This is a genomic window from Promicromonospora sp. NPDC052451, assembly GCF_044547525.1.
In the GTDB taxonomy this organism is placed as follows: Bacteria; Actinomycetota; Actinomycetes; order Actinomycetales; family Cellulomonadaceae; genus Promicromonospora.
Genome location: NZ_JBIUAP010000002.1, coordinates 500,810 through 522,556 on the forward strand (window position 1 = coordinate 500,810; position 21,747 = coordinate 522,556).

The window sequence follows — 21,747 nt, forward strand, 5'->3', positions numbered from 1 at the left end:
CCGACGTTCACACACCCGCGCCGCACCGGACACGCAGCCGAAACAGGCCACCCCTAGCGTTCTGAATGTTCCTCTGATCAACATTCTGCTCCCGTGAGCGCAGGAGGGGAGGCAGTGTGCAGCACCAGACCGAGCCCGGGCACGTTCCCGTCGGCCTGCCCGACGGCGCCACGCGGCTCGCCGGAACGCGCGTCGCCGCGCTGCGCGGGGTCCGGACACCGGCCGGCACGCTCGTCGACGTCGAGATCGCCGACGGCCGGGTCGTCGCGACATCGGCGACCGGCACCAGCACCGGCACCGGCGTCGGCGTCGGCACCGGCCCAGCCGGTCCGCCCCGCCCGGGCAGCCCGACCGGCACCTTCCGGTCCACTTCGGGCGTCGCCGCGGACGACGGCGCCGTCCGCCTCGACGCCACCGGCTGGCGGGTGCTGCCCGCCGCGTGCGAGCCGCACGCCCACCTCGACAAGGCGCTCACCGCCGACCGCGTGCCGCCGGGTACGGGGGAGGACCTGGTGGGGGCCGTCGCCCGCTGGCGCGAGCTCGCGCCGGGCATCGACGGTGCCGACGTGCTGCGCCGCGCCCGGACCGCCGTCGAACGGTACGCCGCGCGCGGCATCACGACCGTCCGGACCCACGTCGACGCGCCCGCCGAGGGTGACCCGTTGCGCATGCTGGACGCGCTGCTCGGGCTGCGCGAGGAGCTCGCGGGGTCCGTGACGCTCCAGGTGTGCCTGCTCGGCGGGTCGCACACGCCGGACGCCGTCTTCGCCGAGGCCGCCGCGCGCGGCGTGGACGTGCTGGGCGGCTGCCCGCACCTGGCCCCCGATCCGCGGGCGGAGGTCACGCGCGTGCTCGACCTCGCCGAGCGCACCGGGCTCCCGGTGGACCTGCACGCCGACGAGCAGACGGCGCTGCCCGGCGACGGCGCGCTCGACGTGGTCGAGCTGGCCCGGCAGGTGATCGCGCGCGGGCTGACCCAGCGCGTGACGGCGAGCCACGTGGTCCGGCTCGGCTCGCTGCCGCCCGACCGGCTCGCCCCCGTGGTGGACCTGCTGGCGCGTGCCGGCCTCGGCGTGGTGACGCTGCCGATCACCAACCTCTATCTCCAGGGCCGCGACGCCACGCACCTCCCGCCGCGCGGGCTGACCGCCGTGCGGGCCCTGCTCGACGCGGGCGTGCCGCTGGCTGCAGGCGCCGACAACCTCCGCGACCCGTTCAACCCGGCCGGTACGGGCGACCCGTTCGAGACGACGTCGCTGCTCATGACCGCGGGCCACCTGACGGCCGCCGAGGCGCTGGACGCCGTGACGGCCGGGGCGCGCACGGTGCTCGGGCTGCCGCCGGCGGGCCTGTCCGCGGGGGACCGGGCCGATCTGGTCCTCGTGCCCGACGTACCGCTCGGCGACGTGCTGGCCGGCGGGGAGCACGCACGCGTCGTCCTGACGGGCGGTCGCGTGGTGGCGGACACCCGCGTCCACCGCGCCCTCGCCCTCGCCGCGCCCACCCGGTCCGCGGACCGGCCCGCCGCGACCGAGACCCCCGATCCCGACCTGCTCGTGAGGGACACCAGTGAGCACAGTGACCACGACGACCCCACGGCCGAAGTCCATGACGCGCACGCTCGTGCTCGACGACGTGACCAAGGCGTTCCCCACCGGCACCGTCGCGCTGGAGGGGGTGAGCCTGTCCGTCACGGCCGGCGAGTTCGTCTCCGTCGTCGGCCCGTCCGGGTGCGGCAAGTCCACCCTGCTGCGCCTGGCCTCCGGGCTGGACCACGTGACCGGTGGCAGCATCGAGGTGAACGCCACCTCGACGTCCTACGTCTTCCAGGAACCGACGCTCCTGGAGTGGCGCAGCGCGCTGCGCAACGTCGAGCTGGTCGGCGAGCTGCGCGGCGCCGCGAAGCCCGACCGGCGGCGCCGCGCGCAGGAGGCCCTCGACCTCGTGGGGCTGTCCGGCTTCGAGAAGCAGCACCCGCGCCAGCTCTCCGGTGGCATGCGGATGCGGGTGTCGATCGCCCGCGCGCTGGTCGCCGAGCCGGACCTCGCGCTGTTCGACGAGCCGTTCGGCGCCCTCGACGAGATCACCCGGCTGCGCATGCAGACCGAGCTGCAGAGCCTCTTCCAGCTCAAGAGCTTCGCCGGCCTGTTCATCACGCACTCGGTGTCGGAGGCGGTCTACCTGTCCACGCGCGTCGTCGTGATGAGCGGGCGACCCGGCAGGGTGGTGGCCGACATCCCCGTGCCCTGGTCCTACCCCCGCCCGCCCGAGCTCCGGTACGACGCCGGCTTCGCCGCGCTCACCGGTGAGGTCTCCGCGGCCCTCGGGGAGCACTCGTGAGCGCCGCCACGGTGCAGGAGAGCACCGCGCGCCCCCGGGACGAGGCCGCACCGCGCCCGGTCGCCCGGACGTCGTCGGCCCGGCGGCGGCTGCTCGCCGCCGGGAGCCGGGTCGGACCGCTGCTCGCCGCCGTCGGGGGCATCGTCGCCGTCTGGTACGCCGTGACCTACCTGGTGCTCAGCCCCGAGCGCCGGTTCCTGCTGCCCCCGCTGCACCAGGTGCTCGGCACCACGCTCGGCAACCCGAACGTCATGGTGCCCATGCTCGACGCGCTGTGGCAGACCGTCGGCGTGGCGCTGTCCGGGCTCGGGATCGCCGTCGTGCTCGGCATCGGGTACGCCGTCGTCATGGCGCAGGCGGGCTGGGTCGAGAAGGTGCTCTACCCGTACGCGGTGATCCTGCAGACCATCCCCATCCTCGCCCTCACGCCGCTCATCGGGATCTGGATGGGCTACGGGTTCAGCGCCCGCATCGTGGTGTGCGTGATCATCGCCCTGTTCCCGATGATCGCGAACACCCTGTTCGGGCTCCAGTCCGCCTCGGCGGCCGCGCACGACCTGTTCACCCTGAACCGCGCCACCCGTGCGCAGCGGCTCCTCAAGCTCCAGTTCCCGGCGGCGCTGCCGTCGATCTTCACGGGCCTGCGCAACGCGGCGGGCCTGAGCGTGATCGGCGCGATCGTCGGCGACTTCTTCTTCCAGCAGGGCTCGCCCGGCATCGGCGGTCTGCTGCGCACCTACACGCTGCGGCTGAACATGGACGCCCTGTTCATGGCCATCATCCTGACCGCCCTGTTCGGCGTCGTGGTGTTCTCCGTGTTCGCCGCCCTCGACCGGGCCGTCATCGGCCGCTGGTACGGACGCGGGGCCTGACACCGACCCGCGCCCGTCCGTCACGACCCCCGCCCGGTGCGTCCCCCACGCACCGGGTGGTCCCACCGCGCCCCCACGCCCCACCCAACCCAGGAGTCCCCATGTTCCTCGCCAGACCCCGACACCTCGCCCTGGTCGCGCTGTCCGCCGTCCCGCTCCTCGTCCTGACCGCGTGCGGCGGCGCCGGCACCGCCGACCAGGCGGGCGGCGCGGCCCCGATCGACGTGCCCGCCGCCGAGGCCGACGGGCCGCTCGACCTGTCCGGCGTGTGCCCCGAGACCGTCGTGCTGCAGCAGGACTGGCAGCCCGAGGCCGAGCACGGCGCGATGTACTCCCTGGTCGGTCCTGACAGCACCGTGGACACGGAGGCCAAGTCGGTCACCGGCTCCCTCGTCGCCCAGGGCGTCGACACGGGGGTGGACGTCGAGGTGCGCCCCGGCGGACCGAACGTCAACTTCCAGCCCGTGCCGTCGCTCATGTACCTGGACGACTCGATCATGCTCGGCGCCGTGACCACCGATGCCCAGATCACCGCCCTGGCCGACAACCCCGTCGTCACCGTGGCCTCCCAGCTCACCGTGAGCCCGCAGATCGTCATGTGGGACCCGGCCAGCCACGACGGCGCGACCACCATCGAGGAGGCGGCCGCGGGCGGCGACCCGCTCGTGTCGGCGGGCGACGTCTTCCCGCGTCTGCTGGCCTCGCAGGACATCATCGAGGACGCACAGATCGACCTCAGCTACGAGGGCACGCCCCAGCGGTTCGTCTCCGACCCCGCGATCCTGCAGCAGGGGTTCGCCACGGCGGAGCCCTACATCTACGAGAACGAGATCCCGCAGTGGGGCAAGCCCGTGGGGTACCAGCTCCTGTCCGACGTCGGCTACTCGGTCTACCCCGAGGCGCTCGCCGTGCGCGCCGACAAGGTCGAGGAGAACGCCGACTGCCTCGCCAAGCTGGTGCCGATCATGCAGCAGGCGCAGCTCGACTACCTCGACGACCCGGAGGCCACGAACGAGCTGATCGTCGACCTCGTGGACCAGTACCAGACGGGCTGGACCTACTCGCTCGGGGTGGCGGACTACTCGGTGCAGACGATGAAGGACCTCGACCTCGTCACCGACGACCCGGCCTCCGGCGTGTTCGGCCGCATCGACCCCGACCGCATGGCCGAGATCGTGGACACCTTCGGCCCGATCCTCGTCGACGCCGGCCAGATCGACTCCGCCGACATCGACCCGGAGTCCCTGTACACCAACGAGTTCACCGACGACTCGATCTCGATGGGGAGCTGACCATGACGACCACCACCCCCGCCGGCACTCCGGCCGGCCCCGAGCGGGCGGCGCGCGCCGCGGACGAGATCGCCACCCGGCTCGGCCCCGACCTCGTCTCCACCGACCCCGAGCTGCTGCTCAAGACGTCCTCCGACTGGTCCCGCATGTCACCCGTGCTCCAGGAGAAGGTGCCGGCCGGGCGGTACCTGCCCGACGCCGTCGTCCGCCCCCGCTCGGCGGCGGAGGTCGCCGAGGTGCTGCGGATCGCCTACGAGCACGACGTCCCGGTGACGCCCCGCGGCTCGGGCACCGGCAACTACGGCCAGGCGACGCCGTTCGACGGCGGCTTCGTGCTGGATCTGCGCGGCCTGGACACCATCCGGGTCAACGACTCGGGCACGGTGACCGCAGGGGCGGGCGCGAAGATCACCGCGATCGACGTCGCGGCGCGCGCGGCCGGCCGCGACATCTGGATCTACCCGTCCACCAAGGGCTCGACCATCGGCGGGTTCGTCGGCGGGGGATCGGCCGGCACCGGCACGATCGAGCACGGGTCCACCTCCGACGGCTTCGTGCTGTCGGTCACGGTGGCGCCCATGGACGGCAGCGGGACCACCTTCACGGTGTCGGGCCCGGACGTGACGCCGTACGTGCACGTCTACGGCGTGACGGGCGTGATCGTGGAGCTGGAGATCGCCACGGACCCGGCCCGCGACTGGGTGGCCGTCTACGCCGCCTTCGACGACTGGGCGTCGATGACGAGCGTGCACCGCTCGCTGCTCGACCTGCCCGTGCTGCCCCGGCTGGCGTCGGCGGACCTGCCGGCCCTCGTGCCGAGCCTGCCCGCGCCCGTGCCGCTCGACGCCGCACGGCACAGCCTGCGCGTGATCGCCGAGGCGTCGACCGTGGCGGAGATCGAGGCGCGCGTGGTCGCCGCCGGCGGCGACGTCGTGGCCACGCTCGCGGACTACGCGGAGACCGACAAGCTCTCCTCGATGTCCTACAACCACCCCGTGTACTACCTGCAGAAGGCGCACCCCGAGCACACGTGGTTCCACATGGAGACCGGCGGCCTCGCCCACTGGGAGCGCGCGGACGACGTCCGCGCGGTCTACGACGGCGACGTGCACCTCCACCTGGAGCTCATGGGCAGGGCGCCCCTGGCGATGGTCGTCGCGGACTACGTCTCCGAGGAGCACACGCTCGCGGGGATCGAGCGCCTGGAGGCGCTGGGTCTCGGCGTGCACTCGCCGCACCAGTGGTACGTGGACCGCAACGTCGACCTCGCCCGCGAGACCGCCCGCACCATGGACCCGAAGGGTCTGCTCAACCCCGGCAAGCTGGTCGACGCCCCGCCCGTGGACACCCGCGTCAACATCGGGGTGCGCTGATGGCCGCCCCGCGGTTCGCCGACCTCACCTGGCGGCAGATCGAGGCCCTGCCCCCCGACACCGTCGCGGTGCTCCCGCTCGGGGCGATCGAGCAGCACGGGCCCCACCTGCCGGTCTCGACCGACCTGGTGACGGCCATCGAGGCGGCGTCGGCCGCCGTCGAGTCGGTCGCCGCCTCCGGCGCGGCGTCCGTCGTGCTGCTGGAGCCGCTCGCGTACACGAAGTCGGACGAGCACGCCGGGTTCCCCGGCACGGTCTGGCTCTCGTGGGACACGCTCATGCGCGTCCTGGTCGACGTCGGCCGCTCGCTCGCCGCGTCGGGCATCACGCGGCTGATGTTCGTCAACGGGCACGGCGGCAACTCCGCGCTCGGCCAGGTCGCCAACCGGGAGCTGCGGCGCCGGTTCGGGCTGCGCACGTTCTTCGCGCACGTCTCGATGCCGCGCGACCAGGGCGGCGTCCCGGCCTCCGGCGACGAGCACGGCCTCGGCGTGCACGGCGGCCACGGCGAGACCTCCCTCATGCTGCACCTGCGCCCCGGACTGGTCCACATGGACCTCGCGGAACGCCGCGTGCCCGAGGACCTGCTCGCCTACGAGCAGATCGGCTTCGGCCGGCCCACGTCGTTCGGCTGGCTGTCGAGCGACTTCGGCCCCGACGGCCACGTGGGCGACCCGACCACCGCCACCGCCGAGGCCGGCAAGGAGCTGTTCGAGCGTGCGGTCGCGCAGCTCGCGCGGACGCTCGTCGAGGCGTCCCGGTTCACGACGCCGGCCGACGGCGCGAGCGCGCTCGGCGCCCGGGACCGCGGGTGAGCGAGGCCGGTGCGGGGTCGCCGCCGGACGAGAGCGGGACCGTGTCGCGTCCGGTCACGGACGGGGCCGCCCCGCGCCTGGTCGCGGACCGTGCCGTGCCGCGCCTGGTCGTGCGCGGGGCGCTCGCGGTGCGCACGGGTCCGGGTGCCCGGGCGGACGGGTCGGGCACCCCCGCGTACGGGTCGGGTGCCTGGCCCGGCGGGCCCGGCGCCGCGGCCGACGGGACGTGGTCCGGTGCGGAGGAGCCCGGGGGTGACGTCGTGATCGGCGCGGACGGACGGGTGCTGGAGATCCGCACCGGTGCGGACGGTGCCGGTGCCCCGCAGGCATCCGGCGCGTCGTCCGACACCGGCATCGAGGTGCTCGACGCGACCGGCTGCGTGGTCACGCCGGGGCTGGTGAACGCGCACCACCACCTGCTCCAGACGGCGTTCCGGACGCTGCCCGGCACCCGCGGCGTCCCCATGCGCGACTGGCTCGCGCTGATGGCCGCCGCCTACCGGCGCGCCGGGGTCGACGCGGGGCTCGTGCGCGCGGCGGCCCGCGCCGGGCTGGCGGAGGCCCTGCTCAGCGGGGTCACGACCGTCGCCGACCACCACCTCACGTGGCCGGCGGGGCTCGACCCGGCCGCCACCGCCGACCTCGCGCGCGCGACGGCCGCTGCGGCGGACGACCTCGGGGCGCGCCTCGTCCTGGTGCGGGGCACCGCGGGCGACGACGCCGAGGCGGCGGCGCTGAGCGCGGACGCCGTCGCCGACGCGCTGGTGGGTGACGCGCCGGGCGGCGTGCGCGCCGACGGCCGCGTGCAGGTCGCCGTCGGCCCGGCCGGCGTGCACAGCGACGGCGAGGCGACGTTCCGGCTGCTCGCGGAGGTGGCCCAGCAGCGCGGGCTGCGGCGGCGTACGCAGGCCAACGAGCAGGTCGACGTCGCGGTCGCGCTGGAGCGGTACGGCCGGCGGCCGCTCGACCTGCTGGACGAGTGGGGCTGGCTCGCGCCCGACGTGACGGTGGCGCACCTGTGCGACGTCACCGACGAGGAGATCGCCCGGGTGGCGGCGTCCGGGGCGTCCGTGACGCACGCCCCCGGGTGCGACGTGCCGATGGGCTGGGGCGTCGCGCCGGTCGCACGGCTGCTGGCGGCCGGGGTCACCGTGGGCCTCGGCACGAGCGGCGGCGGCTCGAACGACGCCGGCCACCTGCTCGCGGACGCCCGCCTGGCGATGCAGGTCTCGGCGCTGGTGGGCCGCCAGCTCGCGGCGCGCGAGGTGCTGGACGCCGCCACGGCGGGCGCGGCGGACGGGCTCGGCAGGCCCGAGCTCGGCCGGATCGCGCCGGGGTCCGCCGGCGACCTGTGCGTGTGGGACGTCTCCGGCGTGGCCGACGCCGGCGTGGCCGACCCGGTCGCGGGCCTGCTCTGGGCCGCGCCCGGCCGTCGGCCGCGGCACGTCGTCGTGGGCGGGCGCGTCGTGGTGCGGGACGGCCGGCTGGTGACCGCCGACGAGCGCGCGGTGGCGCGCGGGCTCAGCCGGCGTCTGGCGCGAGTCGCTGCTTGACCACCAGCAGCCGGTAGGCGCCGCCGTCGGCGCTGGCCCAGCGGTGACGCGTCCCGGCGCGGTAGAAGGCCGAGTCGCCGGGGCCCACCTGCTCCAGCGTGCCGTCGAGGTCGAGCAGCACCTCGCCCTCGACCACGTAGACGAACTCGTCCTCGTCGTGGGCCCAGTACGGCCCCGGTTCGCGTGACGTGCCCGTGTACTCCATGGGGTCGAACGGGCGGTCCCCGGCGGGGGCGAGGGCACGGACCGTGCCCCCGCCCGCCGACGCCGCCGACCCCTCGTCGGTGCGCCGCACGACCGGCGTGCTGCCCGCGGGCGGTGCCGTGCCCTCGGCGAGCAGGAGCTGCTGGGTGGTGCCGAGCGTCGTCGCGACGCGGAACAGGGACGACATGCTCAGCCGTGCCCGCCCCCGCTCCACCTGGCTGAGGAACGAGTGCGAGAGTCCGGTGGCCTCGGCGAGCTGGACGAGCGTCAGACGCTGCGAGTGCCGGAGCGCGCGGATCCGCTGCCCCAGCCGGGCGACCGAGCGGCCGAGCGGATCGGTCTCCTGGTCGGCGCGCGCGTCCGTGCCCTGATGCATGCCTTGATGCTAGGCGATTGCGCCGGTCGGAGGGGGTTTACCGAGGCCGGCGGCAGACGTAACAGAACGCGTCCGCCGGAGTGATCCACGCGAAACATCGAGCACCGACGATGGACGTATGTTGATGTCATCAACATCGCGCGGGGGGTCCGTCGCCGACGGCTTCCGGGACGCGATGGCCGGGCTGGCGAGCGGCGTGTGCGTGGTCACGACGACGGCGGGCGGCGTCCCCGCCGGCCTGACGACCACCGCCGTGATGAGCGTGAGCCTCGACCCGCCGCTGGTCGCCGTCGGGGTGGGCCGGACCAGCCGCACCCTGGCGCCGCTGCGCGCGGCGCGGCGGTTCGCGGTGCACGTGCTGGCGCACGACCGCGAGGACGTCGCCGCCGCGTTCGCCTCCAAGGCCCCGGACAAGTTCATCGGCCGGGTCGTGGGCGCGGGCCGGGCCGGCGTCCCCCTGCTGACCGAGGACGCGCGGCACGTGCTGGAGTGCGAGACCTGGACCGAGGTCGAGGCGGGTGACCACGTGCTGCTCGTCGGCCGGGTCGTCGCCGTGCACGCGTCCGCCCGGGACGGCGGACGCGCCCTGGTGCACTTCGACCGTGCGTTCCACCAGGTCGGCGCCGCGGACAGCCGGGCCTGACCCGCGCCGGGGCCGTGCGCCCCGGTCGGCCCGGGGTCAGTCCACCGGGTCCGGCGCCGGACGGCGCTCGCGCAGCCACACCTCGCTCTGCGTGACGTGCGCCGCCGCGGCCACCGACGCCGCGACGGGGTCGCGCGCCGTCAGCGCGCGCAGGATCGCGCGGTGGCCCGCGTCGGAGACCCGCTTGGTGTCCGGGGTGAGCACCGGGTAGGCGCGCGACCGGGACCGGAGCACCGACACCAGGGACGCCAGCGACTCGTTGCCGCACAGCCGCACGATGCCCATGTGGAACTCGTGGTCGAGCGCCGACTGCTCGTCGACGTCCTCGCTCGCCTCCAGCCGGTCGAGGAGGTCCGCCAGCCGGGTCAGCGTGGTGTCGTCGCAGCGCGCCGCCGACAGGGCCACGGCATGCGCCTCCAGCACGCGGCGCAGCTCGTAGAGCTCGAGGATCGACTCCAGCGGCAGCAGGCCGACCGTGAGGGTGAGCGTCCGGATCATGTCGGCGGCGCGCAGCTCGCCCACGAACGTCCCGGCCCCGCGGCGCGTCTCGACCACGCCCAGGGCCGAGAGCGTGCGGATCGCCTCGCGGATCGAGCCGCGCGAGACGCCGAGCCGCTCGCTCAGCTCGCCCTCGCTGGGCAGCCGGTCGCCCGGTTGGAGGGAGCCGTCGGCGATCAGGGTGCGGACCCCGTGCAGTGCCGTCTCGACCGCGCTCACCTCGTGCATCCCTCCAGCATGTCAGGTTCTCCCTGCCGCCGCGGACATTTCGCCCCCGTAAAACCTGTCCTACAGATCTGTGTCATTTGCCAGGAATCTCTGGCCTTGTGCCGCCTGGCCTGCCATGGTTGTCCGACAACTACCCGAGGGAGGGTCGATGGACCAGGTGCACACCACCACCGCACCGGTGCCCGTCCGGCTCGCGTCCGGCCGGCCGGCCCGGGACGCGTGGCCGCTGGACGACACCGTCGTGCACCTCAACCACGGCTCCTACGGCGCCGTCCCCATTGAGGTGGGGCGCCACCAGGAGGAGCTGCGGCGGCAGGCCGACCTCAGCCCTGTCGCCTGGTTCCCCCGGACGCCCGAGCTCATCGCCGCCGCCCGCCACGAGATCGCGCCGTTCGTGGGTGCCCGCGCCGAGGACACGGCGTTCGTGCCCAACGCCTCGGCGGCCGCGACCGTGGTGCTCAACTCCCTGCGGCTCGCGCCCGGCGACGAGATCCTGGTCACCGACCACGGCTACGGCGCCGTCACCATGGGCGCCCACCGGCTCGCCCGGCGCACCGGTGCCCGCGTCCGCACGGTCGCCGTGCCGCTCGCGGCGACGGAGGACGAGGTCGTCGAGCGGTTCCGGGCCGAGCTCACCGGCACGGTGCGCCTCGTCGTCGTCGACCAGATCACCTCGCCCACCGCCCGTCTGCTCCCGACCGCCCGGATCACGCAGGTCGCCCACGAACGCGGCGCCCGCGTGCTCGTGGACGGCGCGCACGCGCCCGGCCTCGTCCCCGACGCGGCCGCCGCCGCGGGCGGCGACTGGTGGTTCGGCAACCTGCACAAGTGGCCCTGCGCGCCGCGCGGGTCCGCGCTGCTCGTCACCCGGGCCGCCGACCGTGACGACCTCTGGCCGCTCATCGACTCCTGGGGTGCCGAGGAGCCCTACCCTGAGCGGTTCGACTCCCAGGGCACCCTGGACGCGACCGCCTACCTCGCCTCCCCGCACGCCGTCCGGTTCGTCGAGCGGGAGCACGGCTGGGCCCGGGCGCGCGAGACCATGGCGGCGCTCGCCGACCACGGCGTGGACGTCATCGGCGCGGCCCTCCAGCCCCATGTCGACGGACCCGTGGCCACCGACGTCGGCATGCCCGTGCCCGCGATGCGCCTGATCCGGCTCCCGGACGGTCTCGGACGGGACCGGACGGACGCCGACGAGCTGCGCCTGCGCCTGCTCGACCTGGCCGGCGTCGAGTCGGCCTTCACGAGCTTCGGCGGCGTGGGCTACCTGCGCCTCTCGGCGCACCTGTACACCGAGCCGCGCGACTTCGAGGCGTTCGTCGAGCGCGCCGTACCCCAGATCCTGGCGTTCGCCGACGAACGTCGGGGCCAGTGACACCACACCGACCGAGAAGAAGGAGAGGTGCGCCCGTGCACCGCACCCGAGCTGCCGTCACCGCGAGCCTGGCCACGATCGGCCTGCTCGCCCTCACCGCGTGTTCCGGAGGCGGGTCCGCCGCCGACGGGACCGTCCGCCTGCAGATGGTCGAGAGCCTGACCAACCCGGCCCGGACCGCGCTCATCCGCGAGCTGCTGGACGAGTTCGAGGCGGAGAACCCGGGCGTCACCGTCGACCTGGTGTCCCCGCCCACCGACCAGGCCGACCAGAAGCTCCAGCAGATGCTCCAGTCCGGCCGCGGCGTGGACGTGCTGGAGGTCCGCGACAGCACCGTCGGGGCGTTCAGCAACAACGGCTGGCTGCACGACCTGTCCGACGAGGCCCCGCAGTGGGCGGGCTGGGACGACCTGACCGACAACGCGCAGGCCGTGACCGCGCCCGACGGTGCCCGCTACTACGTGCCGTACGGCTTCTACGGGCTGTCGCTGTTCTACCGCACCGACCTCGTCGAGGAGGCGGGCTTCGACGGGCCGCCGGCGTCGTGGGAGGACCTGCTGGAGCAGGCCACCGCCATCCAGGACCCGGGACAGAACACCTACGGCTACGCGTTCCGCGGCGGCCAGAACGGGTTCAGCAACGTGGTGGCCGCCGTGGAGGCGTACACGATCGACGACCTCGACGTGGAGAACGCCTACCTGCTGCAGGACGGGTCCACCATCTTCTCGGCGCCCGAGGCGCAGGACGCCGTCGACACCTACTTCGCCCTGTTCGACCAGGCGTCGCCGCCGTCCGCCGTGTCGTGGGGCTACCCCGAGATGGTCGAGGGCTTCACCAACGGCTCCACGGCGTTCCTGCTCCAGGACCCCGAGGTCATCGCCACGGTGTCGCAGTCGACGACCGTCACCGAGGACCAGTGGTCCACCGCGCCGCTGCTGACCGGCCCCACCGGCAAGGCGGCGCAGCCGCTGGCCACCGCGGGCTGGGGCGTCGCGGAGGCGAGCGAGCACCAGGCCGAGGCGGCCGACCTGGTCGAGTTCCTGTCGGGCGCGGAGCCGGCCACCCGGTTCGCGCAGGAGAACAGCCTGGTACCGATCATCGACGGCGCGGGGGAGGACCCGTTCTACTCCGAGGGCCCGTGGTCGAGCTACGTGACCATGACCGAGGACCCGGAGACGTACGTCAACGTGGTGCAGCCGCGCGGCGTGAGCTGGTGGACAGAGTGGGAGCAGAAGGCCGACCAGGACCTGCAGGCCGTGCTGCTGGGCGACATGACCACGAGCGAGCTGCTCGGGGAGTGGGACACGTTCTGGACCGAGAAGTACGCGTCGGAGAGCTGACGTGACCGCCACCGCCGTCCGTCCGCCGCGTGCCGGTGCGCCACGCGTGCCCCGGCGTCGTACGCCCTTCGGGCTCCGGCACGCGCTGACGATCCTCGGGTTCCTCGCCCCGGCCATCGTCTTCGTCTGCTGGTTCACGTACTTCCCCATGCTCCAGGGCGCGCAGATGGCGTTCCGGGACTGGAACCTGTGGGACCTCACCTCGACGCCCTGGGTGGGTCTGGGCAACTTCCTCACCATCCTGGGCGACCCGGTGTTCCCCGTCGTCGCGGGGAACACCGTGGTGTGGGTCGTGGGCTCGATCGTGCCGCAGCTCGTGATCGGGTTCCTGGTGGCCCTGGCGCTGTGGCGCCGGTTCCGCTTCCGCGGGCTCTACCAGGCGCTGGTGTTCTACCCGTGGGCGGTCTCCGGCTTCCTGGTGGGCATGCTCTTCCGCTGGATGTTCAACGCGGAGTTCGGCGTCGTGAACGACCTGCTGATGAAGGCGGGCCTCGTGGACGCGCCCCTGCCGTGGCTCGCCGACCCGACGCTGGCCATGGTCGCCGTCATCGTCGCCAACGTCTGGTACGGCGTGACGTTCTTCGCGATCATGATCCTCGCCGCGCTCCAGTCGGTGCCCGACGAGGTGCTGGAGGCCGCCGCCATCGATGGCGCCGGGACCGTGCGCCGGCTCTTCTCGATCGTGATCCCGTACATCTGGACCACGCTCGCGCTCACCGTGCTGCTCCGGGCGATCTGGACGTTCAACTCGCCCGAGATCATCTATGCGATGACGGCCGGCGGCCCCGCGGGACGCACGCACATCGTGACCACCTGGATGATCGAGTACACGCAGCAGGGCTCCTACGGCCTGGCGAGCGCGATCGGCCTGGCCGTCATGGTGGTGCTGTTCGTGTTCTGCGCGTTCTACCTCGTGGCCATGAAGCGGGTGAACCAGCGATGACGGGGCGCGTCGTCCGGGTCGCGGGACTCGCGCTGTGGCTGGTCATCACGCTCTTCCCGCTCTACTGGGTGGTGGTCACGTCCTTCAAGGCGCCCGGGTCCATCAACCGGTGGCCGCTGGAGTACTGGCCGTCCGAACCGTCCACGGCCAACTACACCGACCTGTTCGCCACGTCGAGCTTCGGCACCTTCATCGGCAACTCGCTGACGGTCGCGCTGCTGGCCGGGGGCACGGCGACGCTGATCGCCCTGCTCAGCGCCTACGTGCTGGCGCGGTTCGAGTTCCGCGGCAAGGGTGCGGTGCTCGGGGCGTTCCTGCTCACCCAGATGATCCCGGCGTTCATCGCGCTCGGGCCCCTGTACGCGATGCTGTCCGACCTGGGACTGGTCGACACCCGGCCGGGGCTGGCCCTGGTCTACGTGGCCATGTGCATCCCGTTCTCCACCGTGATGCTGCGGGGGTTCTTCGAGAACATGCCCGACGCGCTGGAGGAGGCGGCGATGATCGACGGGTGCTCGCGCCTGGGCGCGCTGTTCCGCGTGCTCGTGCCGGTGATGGCCCCGGGGATCGCCGCGGCGTTCATCTTCAACTTCGTGAACTGCTGGAACGAGCTGTTCCTGTCCGTCGTCCTGCTGAACTCCGACGCCACCAAGACCATCCCGGCGGCGCTCAACGGGTTCATCTCGACGTTCAACATCGCCTGGGGCCCGATGTCGGCCGCGGCGGTGCTCACGATCCTGCCGACCATGGTGCTGTTCGCGGTGGCGAGCCGCTGGATCGTGGAGGGCCTGACGGCCGGGTCGGTGAAGGAGTAGCGCGGCCCTGGCCTGTGTGATCATGGGCGCGTGACGGCCTCGGGTCGCCCGCCTCGCGGGTTATCACCCGGGTTTCTGTCCCGTGTGCCCCCGCCCGCCCTGCGCGCACCGCCGCGCCGTCGGATCCTGTCGTAGGGGGCGGGACCGGCGCCGCGTCGGCCCCGAGGAGCCTTGCCGGGCGAGGTGGCGCCTCGCACCGCGAAGGGAGACGGGAACGTGCCCAAGATTGTCACGGACGACGGTGTCGAGATCTTCTACAAGGACTGGGGCAGCGGCCAGCCGATCGTGTTCAGCCACGGCTGGCCCCTGTCGTCGGACGACTGGGACGCCCAGCTGCTGTTCTTCCTCCAGCAGGGCTACCGCGTGATCGCCCACGACCGGCGGGGACACGGCCGGTCGACGCAGGTGGCGGACGGCCACGACATGGACCACTACGCCGCCGACCTCGCCGCGCTGACCACGTACCTCGACCTGCACGACGCCGTGCACGTGGGGCACTCCACCGGCGGCGGCGAGGTGGTGCACTACATCGCCCGGCACGGTGCGGACCGGGTGGCCAAGGCGGCGATCATCGCCGCCGTGCCGCCGCTCATGGTGCAGACCGACGCGAACCCCGACGGGCTGCCGAAGAGCGTGTTCGACGACCTGCGGGCCCAGCTCGCCGCCAGCCGCGCCGAGTTCTACCACGCCCTCCCGGCAGGGCCGTTCTACGGGTTCAACCGGCCCGGCGTCGAGACGCGCGAACCGCTGGTGCGCAACTGGTGGCGCCAGGGCATGGCGGGCGGCGCGAAGGCGCACTACGACGGCATCGCCGCCTTCTCCGAGACCGACTTCACGGAGGACCTGCGCGCGATCACCGTGCCGGTGCTGGTGATGCACGGCGACGACGACCAGATCGTCCCGTACGCCAACGCCGGCCCGAAGTCGGCCGAGCTGCTCCCGAACGGCACGCTGATGACCTACGAGGGCTTCCCGCACGGCATGCCGACCACGCACGCGGACGTCATCAACGCCGACCTGCTGGACTTCATCCGGTCCTGACCGGGGTCAGGGCAGGGTGATCGGCAGCTTCTGGCCGTCGAGCACCTGGTGGCAAGTGCACTCGTCGTCGGGCAGGGCCGCGACCGTGGCCTCCAGGACGCCGGCGAGCTTCGTGACGTTCTGTGCGAACAGCTCCAGCACCGCCGCCTGCGTGACGTGCTCACCGCCCTCGACGCCGGCGTCCGCGTCCGTGACGAGCGCGAGCGTGGTGCAGCACAGGGCGAGCTCGCGGGCCAGCGCGGTCTCGGGCATCGCGGTCATGTTGACGAGCGTCCCGCCGTCGCGGGCGTTGCGCCTCGACTCCGCGCGCGACGAGAACCGCGGGCCCTGGATGACGACCATCGTGCCGCCGTCCACGGCCGGCAGCGGGCCGGCCTGGGCCGCCGCGACCGCGGCGGCCCGGCCGCGTGGGCAGTACGGGTCGGCGAACGGGACGTGGACCACGGGGCCCTCCACGTCGTAGTAGGTGTGCTCGCGGTCCCAGGTGCGGTCGATCACCTGGTCCGGCACGACGACCGTCCCGGCGGTCAGCTCCGGCACGAGCCCGCCCACCGCGCACGACGTCACGACCTGGCGGACGCCGAGCGCGCGCAGTGCCCAGAGGTTCGCCCGGTAGGGGACGCGGTGGGGCGCGAACCGGTGGTCGGCGCCGTGCCGCGGCAGGAACACCACCTCGCGTCCGCCGAGCACGCCCCGGGCCGGGGCCTCCGACGGAGGGCCGTAGGGGGTGTCGACGTGGACCGGCTCCGTCTCCGTCAGCAGCTCGTACATGCCGGATCCGCCGATGATCCCGATGGGTGCGCTCATGCTGCCCAGGCTAGGCCGGACGTCCCCGCCGGAGGGGCGCCGCGGCCGCGCCGTCAGCAGATGGTCAGGTTCAGGCGCTCGCGCGGGCCGGTCCCCGGCGGTTGACTCGACACCAGGACCGAGACACCACGAACGAGACACCACGAACGGGACGTCGTGCGAGAGGGGACGAGGATGCGGGTGCTGGTGACGGGAGGAGCCGGGTTCATCGGCCGGGAGGTGGTCGCGGAGCTGACCCGGCGCGGCGACGAGGTGGTGGTGCTGGACTCGCTGCGCGAGGACGTCCACGGCCGGGAGCCGGTGGTCGACGGGCGTACCGTCGTGGGCGACGTGCGCGACCCGGAGGTGGTGGGGCGGGTCCTCGCGGGATGCGACGCGGTGGTGCACCTCGCGGCGAAGGTCGGCCTGGGGGTGTCGCTGGCAGACATCGACGACTACGTCTCCTCCAACGACCTCGGCACCGCCGTCCTGCTGCGTGCCGCGCAGGTGCCGCACGTCGTGTACGCGAGCTCGATGGTCGTGTACGGCGAGGGGCGCTACGACTGCCGTGAGCACGGCCAGGTGGCGCCGCCGCCGCGCCGTGCCGAGGACCTGGAGGCGGGGCTGTTCGAACCACGCTGCACGGTGTGCTCGGCGCCGCTGCGGCCCGGCCTGGTCGGCGAGGACGCGCGGCTCGACCCGCGCAACGTGTACGCGGCGACCAAGGCCCACGGCGAGGCGCTGCTCGCGGCGTGGGCACGGCAGACCGGTGGCAGCGCGACCGCGCTGCGCTTCCACAACGTCTACGGGCCGGGCATGCCTCGGGACACCCCCTACGCCGGGGTGGCGGCGCTGTTCCGCGCGGCGGTCGAGCGGGGCGAGGCCCCGACGGTCCTGGAGGACGGGCAGCAGCGCCGGGACTTCGTCCACGTCGGTGACGTGGCCCGCGCGGTGGTCGCCGCGGTCGCCGCACCCCAGACGGCGGGGAACGTGACGCCGCTGAACATCGGCTCCGGGGTGGTGACCACCGTGGGCGAGATGGCCCAGGTCACCTCGAAGCTCCTCGCGGGGCCGGAACCCGTGGTGACCGGCGGCTACCGGCTCGGCGACGTGCGGCACGTCACCGCGTCGAGCGAGGCCGCGGCCGCGGCCCTGGGCTGGCGCGCCCGCGTGGGGCTGGCCGAGGGGCTGGCCACCCTGACCTGACCCGCGCGCCTCGTCCGGTGGCGGGCCCGCGCCTCACTCGGCGGCGGGCAGCCGCACCTCGACGTCGCAGCCCGCGCTGGTGCTGCGCACCGACACCTTGCCGCCGTGCTCGTCGACCACCCGGTCGACGTAGGCGAGGCCCAGGCCCGAGCCGCCCGCCTTGTCACCCTGATAGCCCGCGCGGAACATGTGCGGCACCTCGTCGTCGGGGATGCCGCCGCAGGTGTCGCGCACCGAGAGCCGGGCGAAGCCGTTTTGGCTCGTGACGCCCACCAGCACGCGGCCGCCCGGGCCGCTGGACCGGATCGCGTTGGACACCAGGTTGTCCAGCACCCGGCTCAGCTCGTCCCGGTCGCCCTGCACCCGGACGTCCCCGGCCACCGACTCCGCGAGCTCCACGCCGCGCTCCGCCGCGGCCGGGCGGGCGTGCGCCAGCACGCCCTCGAGCACCGAGCCCATGTCCACGGGCCCGGGGGCGGCCCGGCGGGGCAGCTCGTCCGAGCGGGACAGCTCGCCCAGGTCACCGATCATCCGGGACATCCGGTCCACGGCCGCGGCGATGCCGTCCAGCGCCGTGGTCGGGTCCGGGAACGCGCCGTCCCGCAGCCCGTCCGTCGCCGCGCGGATGCCCGACAACGGCGAGACCAGGTCGTGGCTGACGAAGCCGACCACCTGCCGGCGTGCGTTCTGGGCCGCCCGCTCGGCGGCACGGGACGCGTCCAGCCGGGCGCGCGTCGCCTCCAGCTCGGCCATCACCGCCGCCAGCTCGGCCGTCTCCGGGGCGGGCACCGCCGCGCGGTATGCCGCGGGCGGGGCGTCCTCGCCGGGGAACGGCACCTGACCGAGCCGCCGCGCGCCGTCGGCGACCAGCAGCACCTCCTGGCCCACCATCCGGCCCAGCGCCAGGGCGAGCAGCACCTCCAGCACGGTCGCCGTGCCGAGCACGAGCCAGACCACCGACGCGTCGTGCGGGGAGATGAACATCGCCGACACGTTGACCGCCAGCGCCGCGACCACCGCGGCGACCGGGATCAGCGCGGCCAGGAGCAGGGCGAGCATGAGCGACAGGCGGCGGGCCACCCGGATCGCGACGATGCCCACCACGCCGGCCACGACCGAGCACGCGACGGTGACGAGCACCATGAACTGGACGTCGGTCATCGCGCGGCCTCCGTCGAGCCCGGGGCGACGGGCGCACCCGCCTCCGGCATCAGCGCGTACCCGCTGCCGCGCAGGTTCACGATCAGCGCGGGGCGGGCCGGGTCGTCCTCGAGCTTCCTGCGCAGCCGCCGCACGTGGACCATCACGGTCGAGTCGTCGCCGAACGTCCAGCCCCAGACCCGGCGCAGGAGCTCCCGCCGGCCGAACGGGTGCCCGGGCCGCTGGGCGAGGAAGCTCAGCAGCGCGAACTCCCGCGGCGTCAGCTCCTCCACGCGGCCCCGGTAGCTGACCGTGCGCGAGGCGCCGTCGAGCACCAGCCCGCCCACCTCCAGGCGCACGGGCGCGTGCTGCACGTCGAACGGTCCGCGGCGCAGCAGCGCCTCGACGCGCAGCACGAGCTCCCGGGCGTCGAACGGCTTGGTCACGTAGTCGTCGGCCCCGTGCTCCAGGCCGACCACCCGGTCGTCGGCGCTCGACAGACCCGACAGCAGGAGCACCGGTGTCGCGTCGCCGTCCCGCCGGCGCCGGGTCAGCATCTCCAGGCCCGAGCTGCCCGGCAGGCGCACGTCGAGCACCACCGCGTCCGGCTGCCACGTCCGCCACGCACGCTCGCCCTCCGCGGCGTCGGTCGCGGTGCGCGGGTCGTGGCCGGCCGCGGTGAGGTAGGCGGCGACGCTGGAGGCCACCAGGGCGTCGTCGTCCACCACGAGAACCTTTGTCATACGGAAACCATAGCCACGGCGTTCCGGGCCGGACCGGGCGCACGACGGGGACAGGCCGCCCCACGGCATCGGACGTCAGGTATCTGTCAGGTCGGTCGGCGTACCTCCGTGCAGGTCCGGCGCCTAACGTCGAGGACATGCTGCCGACACCCGACCCCACCGTGGACCTGGTCCTGCCCTGCCTGGACGAGGCCGAGGGCCTCGCCTGGCTGCTTCCCCGCCTCCCGGACGGGGTGCGTGCGGTGGTGGTGGACAACGGGTCCACCGACGGGTCCGCCGAGGTCGCCCGTGAGCACGGCGCCCTCGTGGTCCGGGCCGAGCAGCGCGGGTACGGCGCCGCGTGCGCCGCCGGGCTGGAGGCCGCGACCGCGGACGTGGTCGCGTTCTGCGACGCCGACGCGAGCCTCGACCCCGCGGACCTGCCCCGCGTCACCGGCCCGGTGCTCGACGGCCAGGCCGACCTCGTGCTCGGCCGCCGACGCCCGGAGCCGGGCGCCTGGCCCTGGCACCTGCGCCTGGCCAACGCCGAGCTGGCCCGGCGCGTACGCCGCCGCACGGGCGTCGCCGTCCGCGACATGGGGCCCATGCGCGCCGCCCGGCGTGAACCCCTGCTCGCCCTCGGCCTGCGCGACCGGCGCAGCGGCTACCCCCTGGAGACGCTCGTCGCGGCCGCCGAGGCCGGCTGGCTCGTGACGGAGGTGGACGTGCCCTACCGCACGCGGCGAGGCCGGTCGAAGGTGACCGGCACCCCGCTCGGCGCCTGGCACGCCGTCCAGGACATGTCGAAGGTCCTCGCCTCGTGACCGGCCCCACCCCGCCCCGGGTCGTCGTGGTGCTGGCCAAGGAACCCCTGCCCGGCAAGGTCAAGACCCGCCTGATCGGCCGGCTCACCGCGGCCGAGGCCGCCGGGCTGGCGCGGGCGGCGCTCGCGGACACGCTCGACGCCGTCCGCGCGCTGCCCGGGGTGCGGACCGTGCTCGCGCTGGACGGGCGCCCCGGGCCGTGGGTGCCGCCCGATGTCACGGTGGTCCCGCAGGCCTCCGGCGGGCTGGACCGCCGGATCGCCGCGGCGTTCGGCGACGTGCTCGGACCCGACGGCGAGCAGGGCCCCGCGCTGCTCGTCGGCATGGACACGCCCCAGCTCGGCCCGCTCCTGCCCGCGGTGGACTTCGCCGGCCACGACGCGGTGCTCGGCATGGCGGACGACGGCGGGTACTGGGCCGTCGGCCTGCGCCGACCGGACCCCGCACTGTTCCACGGCGTCCCGATGTCCGAACCCGTCACGGGTCAGGCGCAGCTCGACCGGCTCCGGGGTGCCGGCCTGCGAGTCCGGCTCCTGCCGCCCCTGCGTGACGTCGACACCGTGCCCGACGCCGCGGCCGTGGCCCGCGCCGCACCCGGGACGCGGTTCGCGCGCGCGTGGGCCGCGGTCTCGCACCGGGTGCCGGCCGGCGCGGGGCCGGAGCGCCGCGGATGACCGCCGAGGCCCAGCGCCCGGTGAACCCGCTCGTCCTGTTCGAGGCGGCGCTCGGCGGCTCGCCGGTGACCGCCGTGCACCTGTCCCACGTCGCACCGGTGGACGTCGCGGCCTGGACCGCCGAGCGGGACGCCGTCGACGAGGCGATCGTGGCCCTGTGCGAGGGGCCGGTGCTCGACGTGGGCTGCGGTCCGGGCAGGTTCGCCGCGGCGCTCGCGGTGCGTGGTGTGCCCGCCCTCGGCATCGACGTGTCGCGGGCCGCCGTGCGTCGCGCCCGCGCGCGCGGTGCCGTGGCCCTGCGCCGGGCCGTCGAGGGGCCGGTGCCCGGCGAGGGCCGGTGGGGGACCGTGCTCCTGGCGGACGGGAACATCGGCATCGGCGGGGACCCGCGCGCCCTGCTGCGGCGGTGTCGCGAGCTCGCCCGGCCGGGCGGCCTCGTGCTGGTGGAGGCCGACCCAAACCCCGACACCGACGTGTCCGGCCCGCTGGTGCTGCACGCCGAGGACGGGCGGCGCTCCCGCCCGATGCCGTGGGCGCGCGCGGGCAGCCGTGTGCTGCGGGCGATCGGCGCGGAGCTGGGGCTCACGACGGCCCAGGAGTGGGAGCTGGCGGGCCGCGTGATGATGTCGCTGCGGACACCGTCGGCCGCCGAGCCGTTCTGAGCCGGACACGTCAAAGGCCGGG

The 21,747-nt window shown here is 74.4% G+C and carries 21 protein-coding genes and 1 pseudogene; 17 read left to right on the forward strand and 5 right to left on the reverse strand.

The features are described 5' to 3' along the window. Nucleotides 1–485 precede the first annotated feature (485 nt). The 7 genes and pseudogenes from ACIG47_RS05130 to ACIG47_RS05160 all read left to right on the forward strand — a co-directional run. A pseudogene (locus ACIG47_RS05130) lies at nucleotides 486–1,325 on the forward strand (amidohydrolase family protein); the annotation flags it as partial. A 283-nt stretch (nucleotides 1,326–1,608) separates the two neighbouring features. Beyond that, the gene (locus ACIG47_RS05135; protein ID WP_397429894.1) at nucleotides 1,609–2,340 is read left to right on the forward strand and encodes an ABC transporter ATP-binding protein; all 732 of its coding nucleotides are present in this window, start codon (nucleotides 1,609–1,611) and stop codon (nucleotides 2,338–2,340) included. Beyond that, complete coding sequence (locus ACIG47_RS05140; RefSeq protein ID WP_397409674.1) at nucleotides 2,337–3,212, forward strand: ABC transporter permease; 876 nt, start codon at nucleotides 2,337–2,339, stop codon at nucleotides 3,210–3,212. Before ACIG47_RS05135 ends, ACIG47_RS05140 begins: the two co-directional genes overlap by 4 nt. Before the next feature lie 101 nt (nucleotides 3,213–3,313). After that, nucleotides 3,314–4,504: a hypothetical protein gene (locus ACIG47_RS05145; RefSeq protein ID WP_397429895.1), complete on the forward strand. Its 1,191-nt coding sequence runs from the start codon at nucleotides 3,314–3,316 to the stop codon at nucleotides 4,502–4,504. 2 nt (nucleotides 4,505–4,506) lie between these two features. Further along, nucleotides 4,507–5,877, forward strand: coding sequence for an FAD-binding oxidoreductase (locus ACIG47_RS05150; RefSeq protein WP_397429896.1), 1,371 nt, complete (start codon nucleotides 4,507–4,509; stop codon nucleotides 5,875–5,877). Further along, complete coding sequence (locus tag ACIG47_RS05155) at nucleotides 5,877–6,692, forward strand: creatininase family protein (protein ID WP_397429897.1); 816 nt, start codon at nucleotides 5,877–5,879, stop codon at nucleotides 6,690–6,692. Before ACIG47_RS05150 ends, ACIG47_RS05155 begins: the two co-directional genes overlap by 1 nt. After that, complete coding sequence (locus ACIG47_RS05160; protein WP_397429898.1) at nucleotides 6,689–8,245, forward strand: amidohydrolase family protein; 1,557 nt, start codon at nucleotides 6,689–6,691, stop codon at nucleotides 8,243–8,245. The genes ACIG47_RS05155 and ACIG47_RS05160 overlap by 4 nt, the downstream gene beginning before the upstream one ends. On the opposite strand, the gene ACIG47_RS05165 is transcribed toward ACIG47_RS05160, so the two are convergent. Then, complete coding sequence (locus tag ACIG47_RS05165; RefSeq protein ID WP_397409685.1) at nucleotides 8,214–8,825, reverse strand: helix-turn-helix domain-containing protein; 612 nt, start codon at nucleotides 8,823–8,825, stop codon at nucleotides 8,214–8,216. The genes ACIG47_RS05160 and ACIG47_RS05165 overlap by 32 nt on opposite strands. A 124-nt stretch (nucleotides 8,826–8,949) precedes the next feature. Between ACIG47_RS05165 and ACIG47_RS05170 the strand changes: the two genes are divergently transcribed. After that, nucleotides 8,950–9,468, forward strand: a complete 519-nt coding sequence (locus ACIG47_RS05170; protein WP_397429899.1) for a flavin reductase family protein — start codon at nucleotides 8,950–8,952, stop codon at nucleotides 9,466–9,468. Nucleotides 9,469–9,504: 36 nt separating this feature from the next. On the opposite strand, the gene ACIG47_RS05175 is transcribed toward ACIG47_RS05170, so the two are convergent. Next, nucleotides 9,505–10,194 (reverse strand): FadR/GntR family transcriptional regulator, encoded by a 690-nt coding sequence (locus ACIG47_RS05175; protein ID WP_397429900.1) that lies wholly within the window; start codon nucleotides 10,192–10,194, stop codon nucleotides 9,505–9,507. Between the two features lie 148 nt (nucleotides 10,195–10,342). On the opposite strand from ACIG47_RS05175, the gene ACIG47_RS05180 reads away from it, so the two are divergent. From ACIG47_RS05180 to ACIG47_RS05200, 5 genes are all read left to right on the forward strand, one after another. Beyond that, the gene (locus tag ACIG47_RS05180; protein WP_397429901.1) at nucleotides 10,343–11,572 is read left to right on the forward strand and encodes an aminotransferase class V-fold PLP-dependent enzyme; all 1,230 of its coding nucleotides are present in this window, start codon (nucleotides 10,343–10,345) and stop codon (nucleotides 11,570–11,572) included. Nucleotides 11,573–11,607: 35 nt separating this feature from the next. Continuing rightward, nucleotides 11,608–12,912, forward strand: coding sequence for an ABC transporter substrate-binding protein (locus tag ACIG47_RS05185; protein WP_397409693.1), 1,305 nt, complete (start codon nucleotides 11,608–11,610; stop codon nucleotides 12,910–12,912). A 1-nt stretch (nucleotide 12,913) separates the two neighbouring features. Continuing rightward, the gene (locus ACIG47_RS05190; RefSeq protein ID WP_397429902.1) at nucleotides 12,914–13,855 is read left to right on the forward strand and encodes a carbohydrate ABC transporter permease; all 942 of its coding nucleotides are present in this window, start codon (nucleotides 12,914–12,916) and stop codon (nucleotides 13,853–13,855) included. Continuing rightward, nucleotides 13,852–14,670: a carbohydrate ABC transporter permease gene (locus ACIG47_RS05195; RefSeq protein ID WP_397429903.1), complete on the forward strand. Its 819-nt coding sequence runs from the start codon at nucleotides 13,852–13,854 to the stop codon at nucleotides 14,668–14,670. The genes ACIG47_RS05190 and ACIG47_RS05195 overlap by 4 nt, the downstream gene beginning before the upstream one ends. Before the next feature lie 216 nt (nucleotides 14,671–14,886). Beyond that, the gene (locus ACIG47_RS05200; protein WP_397409715.1) at nucleotides 14,887–15,711 is read left to right on the forward strand and encodes an alpha/beta fold hydrolase; all 825 of its coding nucleotides are present in this window, start codon (nucleotides 14,887–14,889) and stop codon (nucleotides 15,709–15,711) included. 6 nt (nucleotides 15,712–15,717) lie between these two features. On the opposite strand, the gene ACIG47_RS05205 is transcribed toward ACIG47_RS05200, so the two are convergent. Further along, a complete protein-coding gene (locus ACIG47_RS05205) occupies nucleotides 15,718–16,518 on the reverse strand; it encodes an S-methyl-5'-thioadenosine phosphorylase (RefSeq protein ID WP_397429904.1) in 801 nt (266 codons plus the stop codon). Between the two features lie 174 nt (nucleotides 16,519–16,692). Between ACIG47_RS05205 and ACIG47_RS05210 the strand changes: the two genes are divergently transcribed. Next, nucleotides 16,693–17,703, forward strand: a complete 1,011-nt coding sequence (locus ACIG47_RS05210; RefSeq protein ID WP_397409718.1) for an NAD-dependent epimerase/dehydratase family protein — start codon at nucleotides 16,693–16,695, stop codon at nucleotides 17,701–17,703. 33 nt (nucleotides 17,704–17,736) lie between these two features. Here ACIG47_RS05210 and ACIG47_RS05215 read toward each other — a convergent pair whose 3' ends face one another. Further along, the gene (locus ACIG47_RS05215; protein ID WP_397429905.1) at nucleotides 17,737–18,864 is read right to left on the reverse strand and encodes a sensor histidine kinase; all 1,128 of its coding nucleotides are present in this window, start codon (nucleotides 18,862–18,864) and stop codon (nucleotides 17,737–17,739) included. Further along, nucleotides 18,861–19,586 (reverse strand): response regulator transcription factor, encoded by a 726-nt coding sequence (locus ACIG47_RS05220; RefSeq protein WP_397429906.1) that lies wholly within the window; start codon nucleotides 19,584–19,586, stop codon nucleotides 18,861–18,863. Before ACIG47_RS05220 ends, ACIG47_RS05215 begins: the two co-directional genes overlap by 4 nt. Nucleotides 19,587–19,723: 137 nt before the next feature. Between ACIG47_RS05220 and ACIG47_RS05225 the strand changes: the two genes are divergently transcribed. Genes ACIG47_RS05225 through ACIG47_RS05235 form a run of 3 tightly spaced genes read left to right on the forward strand, consistent with a single transcriptional unit; the run spans nucleotide 19,724 to nucleotide 21,725 of the window. Continuing rightward, the gene (locus ACIG47_RS05225) at nucleotides 19,724–20,389 is read left to right on the forward strand and encodes a glycosyltransferase family 2 protein (protein WP_397429907.1); all 666 of its coding nucleotides are present in this window, start codon (nucleotides 19,724–19,726) and stop codon (nucleotides 20,387–20,389) included. Continuing rightward, entirely contained in the window at nucleotides 20,386–21,063 is a 678-nt protein-coding gene (locus tag ACIG47_RS05230; protein ID WP_397429908.1) for a DUF2064 domain-containing protein, read from the forward strand. The genes ACIG47_RS05225 and ACIG47_RS05230 overlap by 4 nt, the downstream gene beginning before the upstream one ends. Then, the gene (locus tag ACIG47_RS05235) at nucleotides 21,060–21,725 is read left to right on the forward strand and encodes a class I SAM-dependent methyltransferase (protein WP_397429909.1); all 666 of its coding nucleotides are present in this window, start codon (nucleotides 21,060–21,062) and stop codon (nucleotides 21,723–21,725) included. Before ACIG47_RS05230 ends, ACIG47_RS05235 begins: the two co-directional genes overlap by 4 nt. Nucleotides 21,726–21,747: the final 22 nt, after the last annotated feature.